This is a genomic window from Kitasatospora setae KM-6054 (genome assembly GCF_000269985.1).
In the GTDB taxonomy this organism is placed as follows: Bacteria; Actinomycetota; Actinomycetes; order Streptomycetales; family Streptomycetaceae; genus Kitasatospora; species Kitasatospora setae.
The window spans coordinates 1,843,817-1,864,419 of the sequence record NC_016109.1; the positions used below are offsets into that span (position 1 = coordinate 1,843,817).

Here is a 20,603-nt window from a genome sequence, read left to right on the forward strand (position 1 = left end):
CCGGCCCTCAGCCCTCCGCCCAGTCGCCACCCGCGAGGAACCCCTCCAGGGCGGCGCGGTGCGGGCAGGGGTCGATCCGTTCGGCGGCGAGCCACTCGTCCGCGTAGTACTTGTCGAGGTACCGGTCGCCGGGGTCGCAGATCAGCGTGACGACGCTGCCGCTGCGGCCCTCGCGGCGCATCTCGGCGACGATCCGCAGCGCGCTCCACAGGCCGGTGCCGGTGGAGGCGCCGGCCTTCTTGCCGAGGACGTCGGCGAGCAGGTGGGCGGCGGCGATCGAGGCCGCGTCGGGGACCTTCATCATCCGGTCGATCGCGCCGGGCACGAAGGAGGGTTCCATCCGGGGGCGGCCGATGCCCTCGATCCGGGAGCCGGTGGGGCAGTGGGCGTCGGGGTCGTGGTGCACCCAGCCGTCGAAGAAGCAGGAGTTCTCGGGGTCGGCGACGCAGATCCGGGTGTCGTACTGCATGTAGTGGACGTACCGGGCGATGGTCGCGGAGGTGCCGCCGGTGCCGGCGGTGGCGACGATCCAGGCGGGTTCGGGGTGGGGCTCCAGCCTGAGCTGGGCGAAGACCGACTCGGCGATGTTGTTGTTGCCGCGCCAGTCGGTGGCCCGCTCGGCGTAGGTGAACTGGTCCATGTAGTGGCCGCCGGTCTCGGCGGCGAGTTCGGCGGCGGCGGCGTAGACCTCGCCCGCGTTGTCGACGAGGTGACATCGGCCGCCGTGGAACTCGATCAGCTCGATCTTGGCGCGGCTGGTGCTGCGGGCCATCACGGCGACGAACGGGACGCCGATCAGCTGCGCGAAGTACGCCTCGGAGACGGCGGTGGAGCCGCTGGACGCCTCGATGACCGGGGCGCCGGGCCGGATCCAGCCGTTGCACAGGCCGTACAGGAACAGCGAGCGGGCCAGCCGGTGCTTCAGGCTGCCGGTGGGGTGGGTGGACTCGTCCTTGAGGTACAGGTCGATGCCCCACTCGGCGGGCAGCGGGAAGCGCAGCAGGTGGGTGTCGGCGGAGCGGTTGGCGTCGGCCTGGACGCGGCGGACCGCCTCCTTCAGCCAGGCCCGGTACTCGGGGTCGGTCCGGTCCACGTCCTGGGTGTGGTCGCTCATCGCACGCTCTCCTCGCCGCCCGCCGGCTCCCCGGCCGGGCCCGCACGGTCCCCCGGCCGGGTCCCCGAATGCCCCACCCAGTGTAACAGTCGACTACGATAAGTGACGATTACCGAGGCCCCAGCTTCCCCTTATGCGTACGGGTGCGCCCGCGGGGACGCGAGGGGCATCCGGACCGCCCGCCCGGTCACCCGGACGCGCGCGTCGCCGGCCGCGAGGTCGACGGTCAGCAGGCCGGGCCGGCCGAGGTACTCGCCCTGGTGGAGGGTGAGCCGGGTGGTGCCGAGGCCGCGCAGTTCGCGAAGGTAGCCGCCGAGGGCGGCGGCGGCCGCGCCGGTGGCGGGGTCCTCGACGACGCCGCCGACCGGGAAGGGGTCGCGGACGTGGTAGGTGGTGGCGTCCCGCTCCCAGACCAGCTGGACGGTGGTGAGGTCGAGCCGGCGCATCAGCGCGGCGAGCGCGTCGAAGTCGTAGTCGAGGTCGGCGAGCCGCTCCCGGGTGGCGGCGGCCAGGACGAGGTGGCGGGCGCCGGCGTAGGCGATCCGGGGCGGGATGCGGGGGTCGAGTTCCGCGGCCCGCCAGCGCAGCGCGTCGAGGGCGGCGGCGACGTCCTCGGGCGCGGCGTCGGCGGTGCTCGCGGGGACGCTGGTGAGGGTGGCCCGGTAGCCGCCGCCGGGGTCGGCGGCGACGGTGACGGGGACGGGCCCGGCCTTGGTGGTGAAGTGGTACTCGCCGGGGCCGTGCCGTTCGCCGAGGGCGACCGCGGCGGCGATGGTGGCGTGGCCGCAGAACGGCACCTCGGCGAGCGGGCTGAAGTAGCGGACGGCGTAGCGGCGTTCCCGGCCGGGAGCGCCTCCGCCGTCGCCCTCCGGGCCGGGAGCACCTTCGCCGTCGCCCTCCGGGCCGGGGTCGGCGGTGAGGAAGGCGGTCTCGGAGTGGCCGAGCCGGGCCGCGAGCGCGAGTTGCGCCGGGTCGTCGAGGGCGGCGGCGTCCAGGACCACTCCGGCGGGGTTGCCGCCGGCCGGGTCGGCGGTGAAGGCCGCGTACTGGAGGGGTTCGGCGGTGGTGTCCGGGGAGGGCTGCGTCATACCCGCGATCATCCCCCGGGCCGGGCCGGCGGGGGTCAGCGGGCCCGGGGGCGCGGCGAACTTCTAGACTGCCGCATCCGATTGGTCACGCAGTTCTCTACACCGAGGGTAATGAAACATGGTTGAGGCCCATCCGAAGATCGTCGTGGTCGTGCCGACCTACAACGAACGGGAGAACCTGCCGATCCTGGTCGGCCGGCTGGCCGAGCTGGGCATGCCGAACCTGCACGTGCTGGTGGTCGACGACAACTCCCCGGACGGCACCGGCGAGGTCGCGGACAAGCTGGCGGCGGAGTCGGACGGCCGGATCTCGGTGCTGCACCGCACCGAGAAGGACGGCCTGGGCCGGGCGTACGTGGCGGGCATGACGCGGGCGCTGGACGAGGGCGCGGACGTCGTGGTGCAGATGGACGCCGACCTGTCGCACCCGCACACGGCCGTCCCGGTGATGGTCGAGCAGCTGCTGACCACGGACGCCTCGGTGGTGCTGGGTTCGCGGTACGTGCCGGGCGGGTCGACCGCCTCGGAGTGGCCGTGGCACCGCAAGGCGCTGTCGGCGTGGGCGAACTTCTACGTGAACGCGATCCTGGAGCTGGGCGTGAAGGACGCGACGGCGGGCTTCAAGGCGTGGGAGGCCGGGGCGCTGCGCGGCGTCGACCTGGAGTCGGTGCACTCGAACGGGTACTCGTTCCAGGTCGAGATGAACTACCGGGTGGTCAAGCAGGGCCTGCGGATCAGCGAGGTGCCGATCCGGTTCGAGGAGCGGGTCGAGGGCATGTCGAAGATGAGCCTGGACGTGCAGCTGGAGTCCGCGCTGGCGCCGTGGAAGCTCCGTTTCGGCAAGGACAAGGAGCAGTGACGGCGCGGGTGGTCCCCCTCGCCACCCGCACCGCCTCCTGACGTCCCGTCAGTTCACCGCGACGGCCTGCGGGTCGTCCAGGTAGGGCTCCCAGGCGAGTTCCGCCGCGCCGACCAGGCCGGCGTGCGCCACCTGCGCGGGGACGATCGGGATGCGGCCGCTGCGGCCCCACAGGCAGCGGTCGGCGACGACCGCGGCGAGCCGGTCGGGGGCGGCGGCGAGCAGGTCGAGGTGCAGGCCGCTGAGCACGATCCGGTCCGGGTTGAGGATGTTGGCCAGCCCGGCGAGACCGAGTCCGAGCCGGTCGACGACCCGGGCGACGGCGTCCGCGGCGTGCGGGTCGCGGGCCAGCGCGCGGGCCTGCGGGAGCAGCGGGCGGTCCGGGTCGGGGCGGCGGCCGGCCGCGGCGAACAGCGCGTCGGTGTCGGTCTCGGCGTTGAGGCAGCCCCGGTTGCCGCAGGCGCAGGGGCGGCCGAGCGGGTCGACGGTCAGGTGGCCGACCTCCAGGGCCAGGCCGGAACTGCCGGTGTGCAGCCGCCCGTCGACGACCAGGGCGCCGCCGACGCCGCGGTGCCCGGAGGTGACGAGCAGCAGGTGGCGGGCGCCGCGGCCGGCGCCGTGCCGGTGCTCGGCGAGCGCGGCGAGGTTGGCGTCGTTGGCGACGGCGGTGGGCAGCGGGGCGCGGGCCCGCGGCCCGGGGTCGGCGCGGGCGGTCTCGGCGGCGTACAGCGCGTCGACCGGGGTGCCGGGCGGCCAGGCGAAGTGCAGGGACGAGGGCACCGTGCCGTCGGGTTCGGTGACGGGGTTGGGCAGGGCGAGCGCGGCGCCGAGGACCCGGCGGCGGCCGGCCCGGGCGAGCCGGGCGCCGGCCTCGGCGGCGGTGCGCAGCAGCGCGGCGGGCCCGGTGTCGGCGGGCAGCGGCAGGTGCACGGGGTCGTGCAGGCGGCCGCCGAGGCCGGCCAGCGCGACCGAGACGCCGTCGGCGTGCAGTTGGGCGGCGATCACGGCGGGGCCGGGGTCGGCGAGGGCGAGGCGGTGCGAGGGCCGGCCGCGGCCGCCGCCGGCCGGGCGGGAGTCGACGGTGATCAGGCCGAGCGCCTCGAGTTCGCCGGTGACGGCGCCGGCGGTGGCGCGGGTGACGTCGAGGGCGCCGGTGAGCGCGGAGCGGGTGGGGGCCTGGCCGGTGTGGATCAGGCGCAGGGCCGGCCCGAGCAGGGTCCGGCCGCGGTCGGGCGCGGCCCGGCGGTGCGACGGCTTGAACGGGCCTGTCGGCGGGGCCGGGTGCTGGCCCAGACTCGAACCGGGGCTCTGGTCCGGGCTCTGCTCCGGCCCCGCTCCCCGGCTCTGACTCGTCATCGGGCTTGAAGGTGTGTGCGGCACTCCTCTATTCTGACTTTGTGCCGCTACTGAACAAAACAGAAGCCCGCTCCTCCCTCCCTTCCCCCGCCGCCGCCACCGAGACCCCGTCCGGCCGCAGCTCCTCCTGGTCGGCGGCACGCCTCGCCCTCACCGCCTTCTTCACCGTCGACGGCTTCCTGTTCGCCTCCTGGGTGGTCCGGATCCCGGACGTCCGCGCCCAGGTCGCCGCCTCGCACAGCGCGCTGGGCCTGGCCCTGCTGTGCGTCTCGGTCGGCGCGGTCGCCACCATGGCCCTGATCGGGCGGCTCTGCCTGCGCTACGGCTCGCGCCGGGTCACCGCCGCCTCGCTCGCCGTCCTCTCGCTCGCCACCGCACTGCCCGCGCACACCCACTCGGTGCTCTCGCTCGGCGCGGTGCTGCTGCTGTTCGGCGCGGGCTACGGCGCCGCCAACGTGGCGATGAACAGCGCCGCGGTCGACCTGGTCACCGAACTCCGGCGGCCCGTCATGCCGAGCTTCCACGCGGGCTACAGCCTCGGCGGCCTGCTCGGCGCCGCGGTCGGCGGCCTGCTCGCCAGCCGGATCAGCGCCGCCTGGGCGCTCGCCGCGGCCGCCGCGCTCGGCCTGGCCGTGACCGCGCTGGCCGGCGCCGTCCTGCTGCGCACCCCGGCCGCCGCCCCCCGCGCCACCACCCCGTCCGCCACCCGCCCGTCCGCCACCCGCCCGTCCGCCGGGCAGGCCCGGCTGCTGGTCGTACTGCTCGGCCTGGTCGCGCTGTGCACCGCGTACGGCGAGGGCGCGCTCGCGGACTGGGCGACCCTGCACCTGACCGACGACGTGCACGCGAGCGCCGCGCTGGCCGCCACCGGCTACGCGTCCTTCGCCTTCGCGATGACGGCCGGGCGGCTCTCCGGCACCTGGCTGACCGAACGGCTGGGCCAGACCCGGCTGATGCTGCTGGGCGGCCTGGCCGCCTGCGCGGGCATGGCGACCGCCGCGCTGGCGCCGTCCGTCCCGGTGGCGCTGGCGGGCTTCGTCCTGGTCGGCATCGGCCTGGCCAACGTCTTCCCGCTGGCGATCGGCCAGGCGGGCGAGGCCGCCGGGCCGCAGGGCGTGGCCACCGCCTCCACCCTCGGCTACGCGGGCATGCTGGTCGGCCCCCCGGTGATCGGGTTCCTCGCCGACGCCCTCTCGCTGCCCGCCGCGCTGCTCACGGTCGCCGCCAGCTCCGCCCTGGCCGGGCTGCTCGCCCTCGCCGTCCGCCGCCACCGCGCGGCCTGACCCGCCCGCCCGCCGCCGCCGTCGTCGTTCCGCCGCCGTTCCGCTACGGGTGGTACAGCTGGGTGATGCTGACGATCTTGTTCTGGGCGCCGCCGACCTTGATCTCGTACTGGTTGCCGAAGCAGCGGTAGGGCGCGGCCGGCTCGGCGTTCTTCAGGCAGGCCTCCTGGGCCTTCATGAAGACGAACAGGTCGACGCTCTTGGCCTGCAGCTTGTCGTCCAGCAGCATGGTCTTCACGTCGTTGTCGAACTCGTAGAGCCGCGCGGCGCCCTGCGCCTCCCAGTAGCCGTCGTTCGGCACGTCGGGGCCGCAGACGAACTTCGCCGACTTGGCCCGCATCCAGACGTGCACCGCGTACGCGTTCTCGGTGGCCTCGACCACGGTCCGGCCGGCCGCGTCGGCCGTGCAGTCAGCGGCCGGCTTCGAGGCCTTTCCGGTGGCCGCGGCGGTGGACTTTCCCGTGCCGCCGGCGGCCGGCTTCGACGCGGCGGCGGGCGAGGTGGCGGCAGCCGGCACGCCGGTGGTCGCGGCGGCGGTGGCCGCCGGGGCGGAGCCGTCCGGCTCGCAGGCGGTGAGCGCGAGGGCGGAGGCAGCCAGAACGGCGGCCACGGCAAGACGGTTGAGACGCATCGTGCGAGTCCCCCCAGATGAGCAATGACAGGTGAATAGCGCGAATCCGGCCGTGTTTCCGTCGACGCCCCCGCGGCCCGACCTGCACTTCCAAGATCCATCGGACGGACATCCTGCCCGACCCGACAGACCCCACCACGCCGATCCGCCCCTCCCGGTTTCCCCTGTTGCGAAGCTGTGACAGTCATTGCACCCAGTGCCACACCCGGCGAATCCCCCCATTCCACCCGCCGATCAGAACCGACGGACAGCCAGGTCCCCTTGTATCCGAGCAAGTTCGGGCAAGTTGGAGGCGCCCGCCCGGTCGGATGCGGAAAGCTCTGGCACAACGATCGGCCACCGCACTCCGAGGAGGCTCTGCTCTCGTACAGCTGCCGCCACCGGACAAGTAGCTCTGCACAACCTTCTGGCAACGGAGTGGATCTTCGGGTCTGGTGTCCTGCTCCCGGTCACCATGAGGTGGTGACCACGTCAGACCGCTGAAGGTGTTGCTGGAAATCGAGGTGCGGGGCGCGTCGGGCGTGGAAGGCTGGAAGCCGCGTTTCGGGCTCTGGGAGGCAGTTCGTGTTCACGGTCGAATGGGTGGAGCAGTGGCCGCCGCCGCAGGAGTTGCCGGTCCGGCAGGTGTACGGGGTGGTGTTCGACGCTGCCAGCGGCGCTGTGGTGGTCCAGGACGATGCTGGGCGGTACAACCTGCCCGGCGGGACTCCCGAGGAGGAGGACGTCGATCTGGTCGCCACGCTGCAGCGTGAGTGCTACGAGGAGAGCCGGCTCGTCCTGAAAGACTGGGCGCCGGTGGGCTACCAGGTGGTACGAGAGGCGAAGCGCGCTCCCTACGCGCAGGTGCGGTACGCGGCGCTGCTGGAGCGCGCCGACCCCGTTGCGGCGGACCCGTGCACGGGCCGGGCGTACGGGCGGGCACTGGTGTCACCCTCCGACGCCGCCGACCTGCTCGGCTGGGGTGAGCGGGGCGCCGCCCAACTGGAGGCCGCCGCCCGCATCGCGGTGGAGCGGTGGAGTCTGGTGGTCGCGGTCGCGGGCACGGAGCGCCGCGAGCTGGTGTAGGCGGGCGGCCGTGTACGCGGCCGCGACGGTCGCGGCGCGGACCAGCGTCAACAGCCTCAAGGAATAAGGGAGTTCGTGGGCGCCGTAGGCTGACCGGCAGGTGCGCAGCAGGGTGCGGCAGGGCCGCCACCGCGACAGGTTCCACAGGCGGGCGCCGTGGAGGGTGCGGCAGCGGGCCAGGCCCTGGCCGGACAGGGCGCTCTTGTACAGCAGCGCGCGGGCACCGAGGTGGTCGTGGTGGTCGGTGGCCATCCGCGGGTCGAAGCGGATCCGGTCCGCGAATCCGGCCTCGGCGAGCCGGAGTTGGTAGTCGACGTCCTCGAAGGCCCCGCAGGCGAAGGCGGGCGCCGTGATTCCGTGGGCGTGGGCGACGCGGAGGTCGACGAGCATGTTCCCGCCGGCGACCATCATCGAGGGCGCGTGCCGCACGAGGGTGGGCGCGGTGCGCGCGGCGGTGACCTTGGCGGAGGATTCGGCTTCCCAGGCGCGGATCCGGCCTCCGGCGCCCTGCGGGCGGGCCGGATGGCGTGGGCCGAAGGCCAGCACGGCTCCGCCGTCGGCGGCAGCCAGGGCGGCCATCCACCAGCCGGGGCGGGGCGGGCAGTCGTCGTCGAGGAACGCGACGTGGGTGAGGTGCGGCGCCGTGGCGGCGAGGTGGGTGAGGTGCCAGGCGCGGGCGGCTCCGATCCGCAGGGGAGTCCCGGTCTCGTCCACGCACGCGCCGACCGCGGCGGCAGCCCGGTGGGCCCGGGTGTGGGCGGTGCTGCCGGGAGCGCCGGTGAACAGGACGGTGACCGCGCCGAACGGGGCCTGGGTGGCGAGGGCGGACAGCACCAGGGGCAGGGTGGCGGGCGCGGTGTGGGTGACGACCGCGACCGCCACGGCCGGGGCAGTCGCGGGGGCGGGGGTTACCGGCATCGTCGGATCACCTCCAGCAGGTGGTCGATCACGCGGGCGGTGGTGTGCCGGGCGGCGTGCGCGTACGCCGCGCCGCGCAGCCGGTTCAGGCGCTGCTGGTCGTTGAGCAGCGCGGCGGCCCGGTCGGCGAACGCGGCCTGCACGTCGGGGTGGGCGGCGGGGCCGGGGACGAGGAGGCCGGCGGTGCCGGCGGCGGCGCGCTCGCGCAGGGCGGCCCGGTCGGAGAGGACCGGGACGGTGCCGCAGGCGGACGCCTCCAGGGCGGCGATGCAGCACATCTCGTCGTAGTCGGTGGGGTAGAGCATGAGCTCGCTGGAGGCGAGGGTGCGCAGGTAGGTGGTGCGGTCGACCTCACCGAGGTGGGTGACGCCGTCGGGGAGCCGGGTCAGCGCCGGGACCTGGTGGTGGGCGAGCGAGCGGGCCTGGTCGGGACTGTAGCCCCACAGCCGGTAGCCGCCCATCACGGTCAGCGTTGCTTCGGGGATCTGTTCGCGCAGGCGCGGCCACAGGGTGAGGAGCGGATCGAGGCCGCGTTCGGGGACGCTGGCGTGCACGCAGTGGAAGCGGCGGCGCGGCACGTCGGCGAGCGGGGCGGGGTCGATGTCGTGGCCGCAGGAGTGGACGACGTAGCCGTGACGGGGAGTCAGCAGTGGGGCGTACAGGGCGTGGGCTGCCTTCGAGCCGACGAAGGCGAGGTCGCAGGCGGGGGTGGTGCCGGCGATGCCGGGGGTGGAGCGGTCCCCGATGTACAGCACCCTGGTGGCGCCGGCGGGGACGTCGGCGAGGAGGTTCGCGTTGCGCCAGGCGATGACGGCCTGGGTGGGGCGGCCGGGTGCGGGGGCGGTGGCGGGGGTGCACCAGCCGTCCGCGGCGAGGCTGGCGTCTGGGCGGGGCCGGTCGGCGGCGGGCTCGCCGAGCAGGACGCGCACGGCGACGCCGCGCACGCGAAGGTGGCGCCACCAGGCGAGGAGGGTGGCCTCGTTGCCGCCGAGGCCGCTGTCCAGCCGTTCGGGCGGGAAGTAGCGGGTGCCGGGGGCGAGGATGTCGAGGGCGAGGTCGTTCATCGGCGCTCCTTCAGGGTTCGGGTGTAGCGGGTCAGGAGGTCCATGGCCTGGCCGTCGGGCAGGCGCACGCCGCGCTCCGCGTACCGGGTGAGGGCCTGGGCGGGGGTGTCGCCGCTCGCGGTGAGGATGGCCAGGGCGAGGAGTCCGGCGCGGTCCAGGCCGAGCAGGCAGTGGGCGAGGAGCGGGCGCCGGCTGTGCTGGACGGCGTGCACGGCCCGGCGCAGTCGTGGCAGTGCCGTCTCGTCCCAGTAGGTCAGGGGCAGGTGGCGGACCAGGGTGGTCGGCGGCGCCCAGGCGGGCGGGTAGTCGCCGCGCTCGGGTGGGCGGCGGCGCAGGCACAGGACGGTGGCGGGCTGGTGCGAGAGGGTGTGGGCGGTGGCGGCGGAGGCGATGTGGAAGCCGGGCAGCACCTGCCACGGCCGGACGGGCTCCGGGTCGGCCGCTGTCGTGGTGCGGGCCGTCACGGGTGCCTCGGGGCGAGTTCGGCGAGCAGCGCGGCGATCTGCGCCGCACTCTCGTGGGGCGGCTGCTCGGAGGTGCCGATCAGGTGGTAGCCGAAGCCCTGCGCGAGGCGGGTCAGGTGCTCCTCAACGCGCCGATGGTGGTCGGCGTCGGGGCCAAACCGTCGGTCGTCTCGCAGGTTGGGTGCGCCGGTGCGCAGGTAGCGGTCATGCCGTACCTCGTGGGGGCTGTGCAGCAGGACGGCCAGGTCGACGCGGCGGTGCAGCGTCGGGGCGAGGCGCGCGGCGAACCGTGCGAGCACGGTTTGCCGGCGGGCGAGGTCGTGCGCCCAGACCCGGCACACGTACGACTCCTGGAGCCAGACCTGCTGACCGGCGGGGTTGTGGCCGCCCGGCGGCGTGGGGCGGGCGGCGAGGTCCGGCAGGTAGGCGAGGTGGAACAGCGCGGAGCGCACTGGGTCGGGCAGGTGCGGGATGCGGTAGGCGGCCTCGATCAGGGCGGGTATGGGGCCGCCGGTCAGGGAGGTGGTCGAGCGCACAACCGTCGTGCCCTGCTGGTCCAGGTACTCGGCGAGGTGGCGGCAGACGGTGGTCTTGCCGGTGAAGTCCATGCCCTCCACGACGATCCTGATCATCGCCCGCTCCCTCGCTCGGCACCGATCTGCTCGGCGGCGCGCGCGGCGGCCAGTCGGCGGACCAGGTCGGCGGCGGCGCGGGCGGCCTGTTCGGAGGCGGTGGCCGCAGTGTCGATGTGCCGCACGCGCCGGTGGCGCCGGGCGACCTGGTGAAGGGCCCGGCAGAAGCGGCCCTCGAAGGCGGCGTCCGCGACGGTGACCGCGTCCACCCCGTCCGCGCGGTCGCGCCCGGCCAAGCGCTCCAGGCGCACGACGTGGCCGGCGCGGGTGATCAGCGCGAGGTCGAAGCGCGGGAAAGCGCCCGGGTGGCGGGCGGCCCATCGGGCGGCGGGCCAGTTCCCCGCCGCGACGCCGTAGGCGACGGCCCGATCCACATAGGACTCCTGGACGACCACGTCGACCAGCACGTCGTCCAGCACGCCGGGCAGCACGCGGTCGAGCATGGCGGAAGCGATGAACGCCGCGTTGAGGCGACTGCTGGCCGGGCGCTCCCCCGGCACGGTGCGCTCCAACGAGCGGCGCAGCGGGTGGCGTTCGGCGAGGGCGCCGCGGTGGTGGAACACGCGCAGGCCCGAGTCCTGCAGTTGCTCGGCGAGCAGGCGCGCCAGGGTGGTTTTGCCGGTGAGGTCCATGCCGTCGACCAGCACCCCGACCGGCCGCCGGGCGCGGCCCGGGCGGCGGTCCGCGGTGGTGGCGCGGTGCGGACGGCGGGTGCGGGCGGTGGAAATGGCGGGGGTGAGCGGGTCGGCGGTGGCCATGGAGGGCTCCTCGTCTGCACAGAACGGGACGATGACTCCATGGCACCGTGCCTCAACTCTCCTTCCCAGAGACGAAGTTGGGACGAGAATAGGATCCGGCTGGAAGAAATCCGGGACACGGCTAGGACACCGGCCGCTCCGGGACCGAATCCGGTGCGGACAGCAGGCTCAGCACGGCCTGCCGGTAGACGGCGTACACCTCGGGCAGCGCCGCCAGGTCCGCCCGTTCGTCGGTGCCGTGCAGCCCCTCGTACGGCACTCCGAAGCCGGCGGTCGCCGCGATCCCCTCTCCGGCGAGCAGGTTGCCGATATTGGACGGGCCGGCGACCTTCGCGCGCACATCGAGGCCCTGAGCCGCGGCCGCGGCGAACAGGGCGGCGGCGGGCTGCTCGCCGGCCCCCAGACGGAACGGCGGCCAACTCGCTTGCGGCGCAACCTCGCTCGGCCGCGCGGAGGGCATCTCCGCGTCCAGCTCGGCGACCGCCCCCCGGATCAGCTTCTCGGCATCATGGGCGTCGAAGCCGGGGACGGTGCGCACGTCCACGTTCAGCTCGCACAGATCCGGCACGGTCGAGAAGCCCGCCCCGCCGTGGAAGGCGGTGACCGTCAGCTTCGGCCCCAGTGGAAACCCTGAGGTGCCGTCCGCCGCGGGCAGGCCCGCCCCGTCCAGGAGGCGGACCAGGTGCGCGGCACGGGATACGGCACCGACCTGGGTGCGGCTCGATCCGGAGTGCCCCGACGGGCCGTACACGGAGATCACCGCCCGCCACAGGCCGCGACCACCGACCACCACCTCCTCCAGCCCCGGGTAGCCGATCATCACGCCCGCCGGGCGCACCGCGCGCTCGTCGGCGAGGTAGGCGCGCGCCCCGCCGAAGCCGCCGGTGTGCTCGTCGACGTCGAGCAGCACCGCGAGCCCGCCGTACAGGTCGCCGGCACGCGGCCACAGGTCGGCCGCGATGTGGCAGAACAAGGAGGCGGCGAGCTTCGAGTCGGCGCTGCCCCGCCCGAGCAGCCAGCCCGATACGACGTCACCGCAGGCCGGGGGGAACGACCATGTGCCTTCGTCGCCGAACGGGGCGGTGTCCACGCAGGCGTCCAGCGCCCACCAGCGGCCCGGCCGGCCTCCGGGGATCTCCACCAGCAGCCCCGCCGGCGCGTCCCGGTGGTGCAGCCGCCGGTGCGGCAGGCCCCGGGCACCGAGCCAGTCCTCCAGCGCCCCGAGCACCGGCCCGTAGTCGTCGATGCCGGCCCTGCTCGGCCGGCGGATCAGCGCCTGCGCCAGCTCGACGACCGACGCCGCCCGCTCTCCGACCCGGACGTCCGCACTGCTGCTCACTTCCCGCTCCCCACTGGTCAGCCGTGCCGCACCGGCAGCGCGCGCACCGTCTCGAACGTCTCCACCGCGCGCGCCCCGGCAGCCGCTTCCCGTCCATGGTGGACCAGGCCCTGCGCCGCCTCGCGCCCCAGCAGCACCCCGCAGTCGAACCCGTCGGAGCCGTGCAGCGACGGCAGCGGCACGACCGCCTGGGTCTCCGAAGCCACGAAGAACCGCTCCAGCGCCGGCCCCTCGACGACGCCGATGTGCAGCGTCTTGACGCCGTGACGGCGCTCACCCGGATCACGCAGCTCCAGCAGCCGCACCAGGTGGTCCGCGAGCTCGCGGTGACGCGGCGGCCCGTACAGCACCCGGTAGTGCACCAGACCCGGATCCCGCGCCACCGCCGTCTCGATCGCCGCCAGATACGCCTTCTCCCGTGACCGGCTGCCGGTGACGACCAACTGCTCGCGTGCGCCTGCCACCACGCCGACCATCGCCTCCACCAGATCCGTCCACCGCGTGAGCACCTTCAGCACCACGCCCGTCCCCGAAGACTCCAGCGTGCTGACGGCCTCACCGTCCTGATGGGCGAACAGCACCTCCGGCTTCTCCCCGAACAGCCTGCACAGCCCCTGACGATTGCGTTGCCCCGTACGCCGCCGGCCCGACTCCCAGGCGCTCACCAGACTTCCGTCCGCCGACAGGTTCGTGATCAGGTTCAATGCCTCGGCGACGTCCTCCTGCGTCATGTTCCGAGCCAGCCTCGCCCGCCGCAGCGCCGAATCCCCACCATCCGCCGCAACCACGCCCGCTACCCCCTCCCCACCACCGGAAATATCCCAAGCCTTCCCCGCCCGGCCACAGTTCACCGCAACCGCCCGACAGCTTGAACTCCAAGACGTCGACCATCGGTCCGGGCCGGCGAATTCGAGCGGGGGGAGGTGCGGTCGGCGGACCCGTCCGAGCGGGCCCGGCGGGTGCTCGCCCAGTTCGAGACCCCGGGAGCCGTCAAGGTCGTCCTCGACGCCCCGGCGCTGATCAGGTGGATGTACCCCGGCAGCGGCGAGGGCTGGGACGTGCTGGACGAGGTGATGCCGCGGTGCGTGACGACGTCCGCGGTGGTCGCCGAAGCGCTCGGCCTGGCGGTCGCACACCACTACACCGGCACCCCGCAGCAGCTCGCGGACGACCTGGTGGCCGTCGGCCTGCGAGTGGAGGAACAGCTCCTGCTGCGCGACAGCACGCGGGCGCTGGAACTGCTCGCGGCGGCGAAGGCTGCGGGCGGCGAAGGCTGCGCCGGGCGCGCGTCGTCTCGGAGCCGCTGTCGGAGTACACGCGCTTCGAGCACGATGTGACGTTCCGAAACATCGCTGCCGGTGAGGAGGTCCGCTGGCTCGCACGTCGTCGGGCCGGCGGCCTGGCACTGCCGCCGAACGACTTCTGGCTGGTCGACGACGGCGTCCTGCTCGTCCACCACTTCAGCGGCGAGGGCGACTTCGTCGACGACGAGATCGTCACGGCGCCCGGCACCGTCGAGCTCTGCCGCTCGGCGTTCGAGGCGGTGTGGCGCCTCGCCGTCCCCCACCCGGAGTACGAGCCGAGCTGAGACCGTGCCCGCTTCCTCCCCGTCGACGGTCCGAGCAGCCCGCCTCGCGCTCGGCCGGCGCCGGCCCTACGGGGCGGGTGGCGGTGGGCTGCTGTCGGCGGGGGTTTCGCCGGGGAGGCGGAGGTCCCAGCCGACCAGGGCGCGGAGTTGGGCGGCGGTGAGGCCGTCGGGGACGGGGCGGGGCGGGTCGTGGCGGATGGGGGGCTGCCAGCCGTCCTCGGGGTTCCAGGTGCGGACCTGGCGGGCGGGGGCGCCGGCCACGACGGCGTAGTCGGGGACCTCGCCGGCGACGACGGAGTTGGCGGCGACGACGACGTTGCGGCCGATCCGGGCGCCGGGGAGGATGACGGCGCCGGTGCCGATCCAGGAGCCGGCGCCGATCGAGACGGGCTCGTTGCGGGGCCACTGCTTGCCGATCGGCACTTCGGTGTCGCGGTACTCGTGGGCCTGGTCGGTGATGTAGACGTCGGGTCCGGTCCACACGTCGTCGCCGAGTTCGATCCGCTGGTGGCCGACGATGTGGCTGCCGCGGCCGATCACGCAGCCGCCGCCGATCCGGACGATCGGCTCGGGGCCGAGGTCGAGCCCGGGCAGGAACCCGGCCGACAGGGTGACCTGTTCGCCGATGATGGAGAACGGGCCGATGGTGATCCAGCGCTCGTTGAAGACGGTGCCGAGCGGGAACGCGAGCGTGGTGCCGTCGCCGAGTTCGCCGAACCGGTACGGGCCGGGGTTGCGGTTGCTGACGGCGCCCGCGTCCCGCAGCCACCGCCAGCCGCGGTGCACGGCGTGCCCGGCCGCCCGGCGCGACCTCTCGCGGACGGGTCCGAGCAGCCTGCGGACGATCGACATGCGCTCACCGTAGCGGCCGGTGCGCCCGCTGGGCCCGCAACGGGACCAAACTCACACCGGCCGGTAACTTCGGTCCGCGCGGCCCCGGAAGGCCGAGGTCAGCGCACCCAGCGGGCGGGCCGCTTCTCCAGGAAGGCGCGCATGCCCTCCTGCGCCTCCTCGGAGCCGAACAGCTTCGCCGAGAGCGCGACCAGTTCCTCGGTGTGCCGTTCGAAGGACTCCCGGACGGCCGCGTTGGCGAGCAGTTTGGACTCGGCGAGGCCCTGCGGCGAGCAGAGCCGGATCGCGTCCAGGACGGTGCGCAGTTCGGCGGCGGAGTCGTCGGCGGCCTCGGTGACCAGGCCGATCCGGGCCGCCTCGGCGGAGTCGAAGGTCTCGCCGGTCAGGTAGTAGCGGGCGGCGGCGCGCGGGTCGAGCTTGGGGCGCAGCGGCAGCGAGATGACGGCGGGGGCGAGGCCGAGCCGGGACTCGGTGAAGGCGAAGGTGGCGTCGGGGCCGGCCACCGCGAGGTCGCAGGCGCCGACCAGGCCGAGGCCGCCGGCCCGGACGTGGCCGTCGACCAGGGCGATGACGGGCTTGGGGCAGTCGACGAGGGCGCGCTGCAGGGCGACCAGGCCGCGCGGGCCGACGGTGGGGTCGTCGCCGGTGGCCTCGGAGAGGTCGGCGCCGGCGCAGAACACCCGGCCGGTGTGGCCGAGGACGACGGCGCGGACCTCGGGGTCGGCGGCGGCCGCGGCGAGTCCGGCGGTGAGTTCGGCCATCAGCCGGGTGGAGAGGGCGTTGCGGTTGTGCGGGGAGTCGAGCTGGAGGGTGGTGACGGCGTCGGCGGTGGTGCGGCGGACGAGTGGCGCTTCGCTGGTCATCGGTGGCCTGCCTTTCCGGCTGAGGGTGGGTCGGAGGGGCGTCGTGTGCACCCTGGCACACCCCGGCCCTACTGACCAGTACCCGATCTTCCGGGCGCCCGGGGCCGGGCCGGCCGCCGCCACGCCGGGCGGAGTTCCGTACACGTCCCCAACTTCCTTAAGGTCTAGACCTATTGACAGTCGATGGACAACCTCGCTTGAGTGCTGGGTACACCGCTCGTTCCCCCACAAGGAGTGGCCGCATGTCCCACACCCGCAACACCCGTACCACGAGCCGTCCGGCGCACCGGGCCGGCTCCCGCCGCGGCAAGGTGGCCGCGCTGCTGACCGGCGCGCTCGCCGCGACCGGCCTGGCCGTGATGGTGCCCACCACCTCGACCGCCGCGACCGCCTGCACCACCCCGTACTCGGCGACCCAGGTGTACACCGGCGGCATGTCCGCCTCGTACAACGGGCACAACTGGAACGCCAAGTGGTGGACCCAGGGCGAGACCCCGACCACCGGCGGCTCCGGCGTCTGGGCCGACCAGGGCGCCTGCGGCGGCGGCACCACCACCAGCCCGACCCCCAGCACCTCGGTCAGCACCAACCCGAGCCCGAGCTCCACCCCGAAGGCGTGCGAGCTGTCGATCTGGGTGGCCGGCACGCAGTACACCACCGGCACCGTCGTGAAGTACGTGCCGAACGGCCAGTTCTACGTGGCGACCCACGACAACCCGGGCTACGACCCGACCATCTCCACCTGGTACTGGAGCCCGACCACCTGCAGCACCGACACCCCGACCCCCAGCCCGTCGGTCACCACCCCCAACCCGGGCGGCTTCGTGGTCTCCGAGGCCCAGTTCAACCAGATGTTCCCGAACCGGAACCCGTTCTACACGTACTCCGGCCTGGTCAACGCGCTGAGCGCCTACCCGGCGTTCGCGGGCACCGGCTCGGACACCGTGAAGAAGCAGGAAGCCGCGGCGTTCCTCGCCAACATCAACCACGAGACCGGTGGCCTGGTGTACGTGGTCGAGCAGAACACCGCGAACTACCCGCACTACTGCGACACCACCCAGCCCTACGGCTGCCCGGCCGGCCAGGCCGCGTACTACGGCCGCGGGCCGATCCAGCTCAGCTGGAACTTCAACTACAAGGCGGCCGGCGACGCCCTCGGCATCGACCTGCTGAACAACCCCAACCTGGTGCAGACCGACGCGGCCGTCGCCTGGAAGACCGGCATCTGGTACTGGATGACCCAGAACGGCCCCGGCACCATGACCGCGCACAACGCCATGGTCAACGGCAAGGGCTTCGGCGAGACCATCCGCTCCATCAACGGCTCGCTGGAGTGCAACGGCGGCAACCCCGCCCAGGTGCAGAGCCGGGTCAACGCGTACACCAGCTTCACCGCGATCCTGGGCGTGCCCACCGGCAGCAACCTCAGCTGCTGACCGGCGGACCGACGTCCTGACGCGCCGGCATGACGGCGTACGGGCCCCCGGCCGACACTGCGTCGGCCGGGGGCCTGCCCGTTCCCGCCCGGCTAGCCGGGGAGGTCCACCTCCAGGCCGAAGCGCTCGGCGAGCACGGCGCGCACCGCTCCGGCGTCCGCGAGCTCCCGCTGGACGGTCCGGCCGTCCGGGAGGTCCTCGACCAGGTTCCGGCCGCGCAGGGCGATCCGTGCGGCGGCGCCCGGGAGTTGGACCAGCACGTCCCGGACGAACACCGAGTCGGGGTGCCCGGCGCTGAAGTGGTTCGCCACCCGGTAGTCCACCAGGTGGTGCGCCTGGAGGGTGAAGGAGTAGAGGCCGAACCAGGAGTCGCCGCGGCGGATCTGCAGCGCCAGTTCCCCGCCCGGGCCGCCCGTCCCGGCGATCCGGTAGGTCCAGCCGTCCTGGTCGACCGTCCGGCCGGGGTCCAGCGGCAGCGGCTCCAGCGGCCCGAGGCTGCCGCAGCCGACGTCGGCCAGCCACTCCCCGCCGTCGGGACCGGCGCCGTCGGGGCCCGCGCCGAGGCCGACCCGCAGCAGCATGTGGGTGCGCGGCCGGGGGACCGCGGAGCCCAGCAGCGTCCGGCCCATCAGCCCGGACACCCGGTAGCCCAGCCGGAGCAGGACCGCCGCGAAGAGCAGGTTCTGCTCGTAGCAGTAGCCCCCGCGCCGGGCGCCGACCAGCTTCGCCTCGATGTCGGGCAGCGCCAGCGAGACGCCGAGCCCCCGGACCAGGTCCAGGTTCTCGAACGGGACCGCCAGCCGGTGCGCCCGGTGCAGGCGCCGCAGGGTGGCCGCGTCCGCGACCGGGCCGGCGAGCGCGTCCGCGCCCGGGGCGGCGATCCGTTCGAGGTACCGCCCCAGGTCCAGCCCGGACGCGTCCAGGTCGAGGTCGGCGGCGGGCGCGAGGTCGAGGGCGGGGGCGGCGGGCACGGCGGCGGGAGCGGTCACTGCTCCGCCGTCCGGCGCCGGAACAGTTTCGGTCCGGTCACCGCCAGCACCGCGCCCAGCAGCATGAACAGCGAGCCGACGCTCTGGCCGACGCCGATCGACTCGTCCAGCAGCAGGAAGGAGAGCAGCGTGCCGGAGACCGGGACGAGGAACATCAGCACGGACGCGGTGGTCGGGCCCACCTCGCGCACGCCGCGGTAGAACAACGCGTAGGCGAGCGCGGTCGGGCCGAACACCAGGAAGGCCATCGTCCACCAGAAGCCGGCCGAGAGGCCGCCCCAGTCGACGTCGCCGTAGTCCGGCGCGGCGAGCGCGGCGAGCACCAGCGAGCCGAAGGCCATCGAGTAGGCGGTGGCCCGGACCGGTTCGATGTGGACCAGGATCCGCTTGCCGATCATCGTGTAGGCGGCCCAGCTCACCGCGGCCACCACGTAGGCCAGTTCGCCCAGCAGCCGGTCCCGGCCGCCGCCCGCCCCGGCGACGCCGAGGAAGAACAGCACCGCGCCGGCCGCGCCGACCGCCAGCCCGGCGACCCGGTGCCACTGCGCCTTCTCCCAGCGGAGCAGGAGCGCGGCGGCGGTGGTCAGGATCGGGCTGAGGATCGGCACGATGATCGCGCCGTCCACGGCGGGCGCGTAGGTCAGGCCGAAGAACAGCACGGCGTTGTACAGGAAGACGCCGAGCAGGCCCGCGATGGCCAGCGGCCTGATCTCGGCCTTCCGGATGCCGGCCCGGCCGGGCAGGATCAGCGGCAGGATCAGCAGCAGCACGACGGCGCCCGACCCGAACCTGAGGGTCGCGGCGACGCTGTGCGGGACGTCCTCCACGACGATCTTCGAGACCACGAAGCCGCTGCCCCACAGCGCCATCGTGACCAGCAGCGGCGGCAGCGGGTGCCGCAGGCCGCCCGGCGGGCGGGCCGCGGCGGTTCCGGCGGCCGGGGCCGCCGCGGTGTCATCGGTCTCAGTGGACACGGACGGCGACCTCCGGCTGCTCGGGCAGGCTGCTCAGCGACAGGGCCAGCTCCTCCTCGGAGAGGCCGCTGTCCTCCAACGTGCCCTGGAGGTGGGCGTCGTAAGCCGCCAGGTCGTACTGGCCGTGCCCGCTGAGGCAGAGCAGGATGACCGGCTCGGTGCCCGCGTCCGCCGCCTTCCGGGCCTCGACGATCGCGGCGTGCACCGCGTGCGCCGACTCGGGCGCCGGGATGATCCCCTCGGCCCGGGCGAACCGCAGCCCGCTGGCCAGCACCTCGTTCTGGCCGTACGCGACGGACTCGATCGTGCCGGTGGAGTACAGCGAGCTGACGATCTTCGCGGTGCCGTGGTAGCGCAGGCCGCCGGCGTGGATGGCGGCCGGGGAGAAGGCGTGCCCCAGCGTGTACATCTTCTGCAGCGGGGTGGAGCGCGAGGAGTCGGTGTAGTCGTAGCGGTAGACGCCGCGGGTCAGCTTCGGGCAGGCGTCGGGCTCCACCGCGATGCAGCGCGGGCCCTCGCCGCCGCGCAGCCGGTCGCGCAGGAAGGGCCCGGCGAGGCCGCCGAAGTTGCTGCCCGCGCCGAGGCTGGCGACGACCACGTCGGGTGTCTCGCCGAACGCGGCGATCTGCTCCTGCGCCTCCAGGCCGATGACGGTCTGGTGCAGCAGCGAGTAGGACTCCCCGCTGCCGGTGGCGAACCGGCTGCCGCTGTCGCGCCGGGCGTCCTCCAGCGCCTCGGCCATCGCGATGGCCAGGCTGCCGCCGGTCGCCGGGTCGGCGGCGAGCGCCTCGTGCCCGGCGGCCGTGTCGGGGGTGGGGCTGGGGACGACGGTGGCGCCCAGCATCTCCATCACCACCCGCCGGTAGGGCTTGGCCCGGTAGCTGTTGCCGACCATGTAGACGTGGCACTCCAGCCCGAAGGCCCGGCAGGCCGCCGCCAGCGCGGTGCCCCACTGCCCGGCCCCGGTGGCGGTCACCAGCCGCTTGGCGCCCGCCTGCTTGTAGTAGTAGGCCTGCGCCAGCGCGCTGTTCAGCTTGTGGCTGCCGCTGACGTTGCCGCCCTCGTACTTGTAGTAGATCCGCGCGCCGCCGCCCACTTCGCGCTCCAGCCGCTCGGCCCGGCGCAGCGGCGTCGGCCGGAACGCCCGGTAGTGCTCCAGGACTTCGGCCGGGATCGCGATCTCGCTCGCCCGGCTGAGCTCCTGCCGCACCAGCCCGGTCGGGATCTGCGGGTTGAGCCCGCCGCCCCCGCCGGGCGCCGGCTGGTCCGGCGCGATCGGCTCCGGCAGGTCGGGGATGATGTTGTACCAGGTGGTGGGGATGCCGGTCAT

21 protein-coding genes are annotated in these 20,603 nt (G+C 74.3%); 6 read left to right on the forward strand and 15 right to left on the reverse strand.

The features are described from left to right. Positions 1–7 precede the first annotated feature (7 nt). A complete protein-coding gene (locus KSE_RS08120) occupies positions 8–1,114 on the reverse strand; it encodes a PLP-dependent cysteine synthase family protein (RefSeq protein WP_014134801.1) in 1,107 nt (368 codons plus the stop codon). Positions 1,115–1,245: 131 nt separating this feature from the next. Next, positions 1,246–2,202, reverse strand: coding sequence for a PhzF family phenazine biosynthesis protein (locus tag KSE_RS08125; protein WP_033258562.1), 957 nt, complete (start codon positions 2,200–2,202; stop codon positions 1,246–1,248). 118 nt (positions 2,203–2,320) lie between these two features. On the opposite strand from KSE_RS08125, the gene KSE_RS08130 reads away from it, so the two are divergent. Next, positions 2,321–3,061, forward strand: a complete 741-nt coding sequence (locus KSE_RS08130; protein ID WP_014134803.1) for a polyprenol monophosphomannose synthase — start codon at positions 2,321–2,323, stop codon at positions 3,059–3,061. A gap of 48 nt (positions 3,062–3,109) precedes the next feature. Here the strand turns inward: KSE_RS08130 and KSE_RS08135 are convergent, their stop codons facing one another. Continuing rightward, the gene (locus tag KSE_RS08135) at positions 3,110–4,417 is read right to left on the reverse strand and encodes an ROK family protein (RefSeq protein ID WP_014134804.1); all 1,308 of its coding nucleotides are present in this window, start codon (positions 4,415–4,417) and stop codon (positions 3,110–3,112) included. Between the two features lie 41 nt (positions 4,418–4,458). Here KSE_RS08135 and KSE_RS08140 point away from each other — a divergent pair, with 41 nt between their 5' ends. Then, the gene (locus KSE_RS08140) at positions 4,459–5,700 is read left to right on the forward strand and encodes an MFS transporter (protein WP_014134805.1); all 1,242 of its coding nucleotides are present in this window, start codon (positions 4,459–4,461) and stop codon (positions 5,698–5,700) included. Between the two features lie 43 nt (positions 5,701–5,743). Here the strand turns inward: KSE_RS08140 and KSE_RS41015 are convergent, their stop codons facing one another. Further along, positions 5,744–6,310 carry a hypothetical protein gene (locus KSE_RS41015; protein ID WP_014134806.1) on the reverse strand — a complete coding sequence of 189 codons (567 nt, stop codon included), beginning with the start codon at positions 6,308–6,310 and terminating at the stop codon, positions 5,744–5,746. Positions 6,311–6,895: 585 nt separating this feature from the next. On the opposite strand from KSE_RS41015, the gene KSE_RS39790 reads away from it, so the two are divergent. Further along, positions 6,896–7,396, forward strand: coding sequence for an NUDIX hydrolase (locus KSE_RS39790; protein WP_081539350.1), 501 nt, complete (start codon positions 6,896–6,898; stop codon positions 7,394–7,396). 908 nt (positions 7,397–8,304) lie between these two features. Here KSE_RS39790 and KSE_RS08155 read toward each other — a convergent pair. The 6 genes from KSE_RS08155 to KSE_RS08180 all read right to left on the reverse strand — a co-directional run bounded on the left by KSE_RS08155 (position 8,305) and on the right by KSE_RS08180 (position 13,302). Next, positions 8,305–9,378, reverse strand: coding sequence for a glycosyltransferase (locus KSE_RS08155; protein ID WP_014134808.1), 1,074 nt, complete (start codon positions 9,376–9,378; stop codon positions 8,305–8,307). Further along, positions 9,375–9,842, reverse strand: coding sequence for a tyrosine-protein phosphatase (locus KSE_RS08160; protein ID WP_014134809.1), 468 nt, complete (start codon positions 9,840–9,842; stop codon positions 9,375–9,377). The genes KSE_RS08155 and KSE_RS08160 overlap by 4 nt, the downstream gene beginning before the upstream one ends. Further along, the gene (locus KSE_RS08165) at positions 9,839–10,474 is read right to left on the reverse strand and encodes a hypothetical protein (RefSeq protein ID WP_014134810.1); all 636 of its coding nucleotides are present in this window, start codon (positions 10,472–10,474) and stop codon (positions 9,839–9,841) included. Before KSE_RS08165 ends, KSE_RS08160 begins: the two co-directional genes overlap by 4 nt. Next, positions 10,471–11,232, reverse strand: a complete 762-nt coding sequence (locus tag KSE_RS08170; RefSeq protein ID WP_014134811.1) for a hypothetical protein — start codon at positions 11,230–11,232, stop codon at positions 10,471–10,473. Before KSE_RS08170 ends, KSE_RS08165 begins: the two co-directional genes overlap by 4 nt. Before the next feature lie 121 nt (positions 11,233–11,353). Then, positions 11,354–12,571, reverse strand: a complete 1,218-nt coding sequence (locus KSE_RS08175) for a M20 family metallopeptidase (RefSeq protein ID WP_014134812.1) — start codon at positions 12,569–12,571, stop codon at positions 11,354–11,356. A 17-nt stretch (positions 12,572–12,588) separates the two neighbouring features. Then, positions 12,589–13,302 (reverse strand): helix-turn-helix domain-containing protein, encoded by a 714-nt coding sequence (locus KSE_RS08180; RefSeq protein ID WP_051055737.1) that lies wholly within the window; start codon positions 13,300–13,302, stop codon positions 12,589–12,591. A 192-nt stretch (positions 13,303–13,494) separates the two neighbouring features. Here KSE_RS08180 and KSE_RS38225 point away from each other — a divergent pair, with 192 nt between their 5' ends. Then, positions 13,495–13,908: a hypothetical protein gene (locus KSE_RS38225; RefSeq protein WP_014134814.1), complete on the forward strand. Its 414-nt coding sequence runs from the start codon at positions 13,495–13,497 to the stop codon at positions 13,906–13,908. Continuing rightward, positions 13,875–14,159, forward strand: a complete 285-nt coding sequence (locus tag KSE_RS08185) for a DUF6879 family protein (RefSeq protein WP_202523625.1) — start codon at positions 13,875–13,877, stop codon at positions 14,157–14,159. Before KSE_RS38225 ends, KSE_RS08185 begins: the two co-directional genes overlap by 34 nt. 66 nt (positions 14,160–14,225) lie before the next feature. Here KSE_RS08185 and KSE_RS08190 read toward each other — a convergent pair whose 3' ends face one another. Then, positions 14,226–15,011, reverse strand: a complete 786-nt coding sequence (locus KSE_RS08190; RefSeq protein ID WP_014134816.1) for an acyltransferase — start codon at positions 15,009–15,011, stop codon at positions 14,226–14,228. A gap of 98 nt (positions 15,012–15,109) precedes the next feature. After that, positions 15,110–15,874, reverse strand: coding sequence for an enoyl-CoA hydratase family protein (locus tag KSE_RS08195; protein WP_014134817.1), 765 nt, complete (start codon positions 15,872–15,874; stop codon positions 15,110–15,112). A 359-nt stretch (positions 15,875–16,233) separates the two neighbouring features. Here KSE_RS08195 and KSE_RS08200 point away from each other — a divergent pair, with 359 nt between their 5' ends. Beyond that, positions 16,234–17,310, forward strand: a complete 1,077-nt coding sequence (locus KSE_RS08200; protein ID WP_407927468.1) for a glycoside hydrolase family 19 protein — start codon at positions 16,234–16,236, stop codon at positions 17,308–17,310. Between the two features lie 92 nt (positions 17,311–17,402). Here KSE_RS08200 and KSE_RS08205 read toward each other — a convergent pair whose 3' ends face one another. Genes KSE_RS08205 through KSE_RS08215 form a run of 3 tightly spaced genes read right to left on the reverse strand, consistent with a single transcriptional unit; the run spans position 17,403 to position 20,603 of the window. Further along, positions 17,403–18,299 carry an arylamine N-acetyltransferase family protein gene (locus KSE_RS08205; protein WP_014134819.1) on the reverse strand — a complete coding sequence of 299 codons (897 nt, stop codon included), beginning with the start codon at positions 18,297–18,299 and terminating at the stop codon, positions 17,403–17,405. Then, complete coding sequence (locus KSE_RS08210) at positions 18,296–19,273, reverse strand: DMT family transporter (protein WP_014134820.1); 978 nt, start codon at positions 19,271–19,273, stop codon at positions 18,296–18,298. Before KSE_RS08210 ends, KSE_RS08205 begins: the two co-directional genes overlap by 4 nt. After that, on the reverse strand, positions 19,263–20,603 hold the full coding sequence (locus KSE_RS08215) for a TrpB-like pyridoxal phosphate-dependent enzyme (protein WP_033258561.1): 1,341 nt from the start codon (positions 20,601–20,603) through the stop codon (positions 19,263–19,265). The genes KSE_RS08210 and KSE_RS08215 overlap by 11 nt, the downstream gene beginning before the upstream one ends.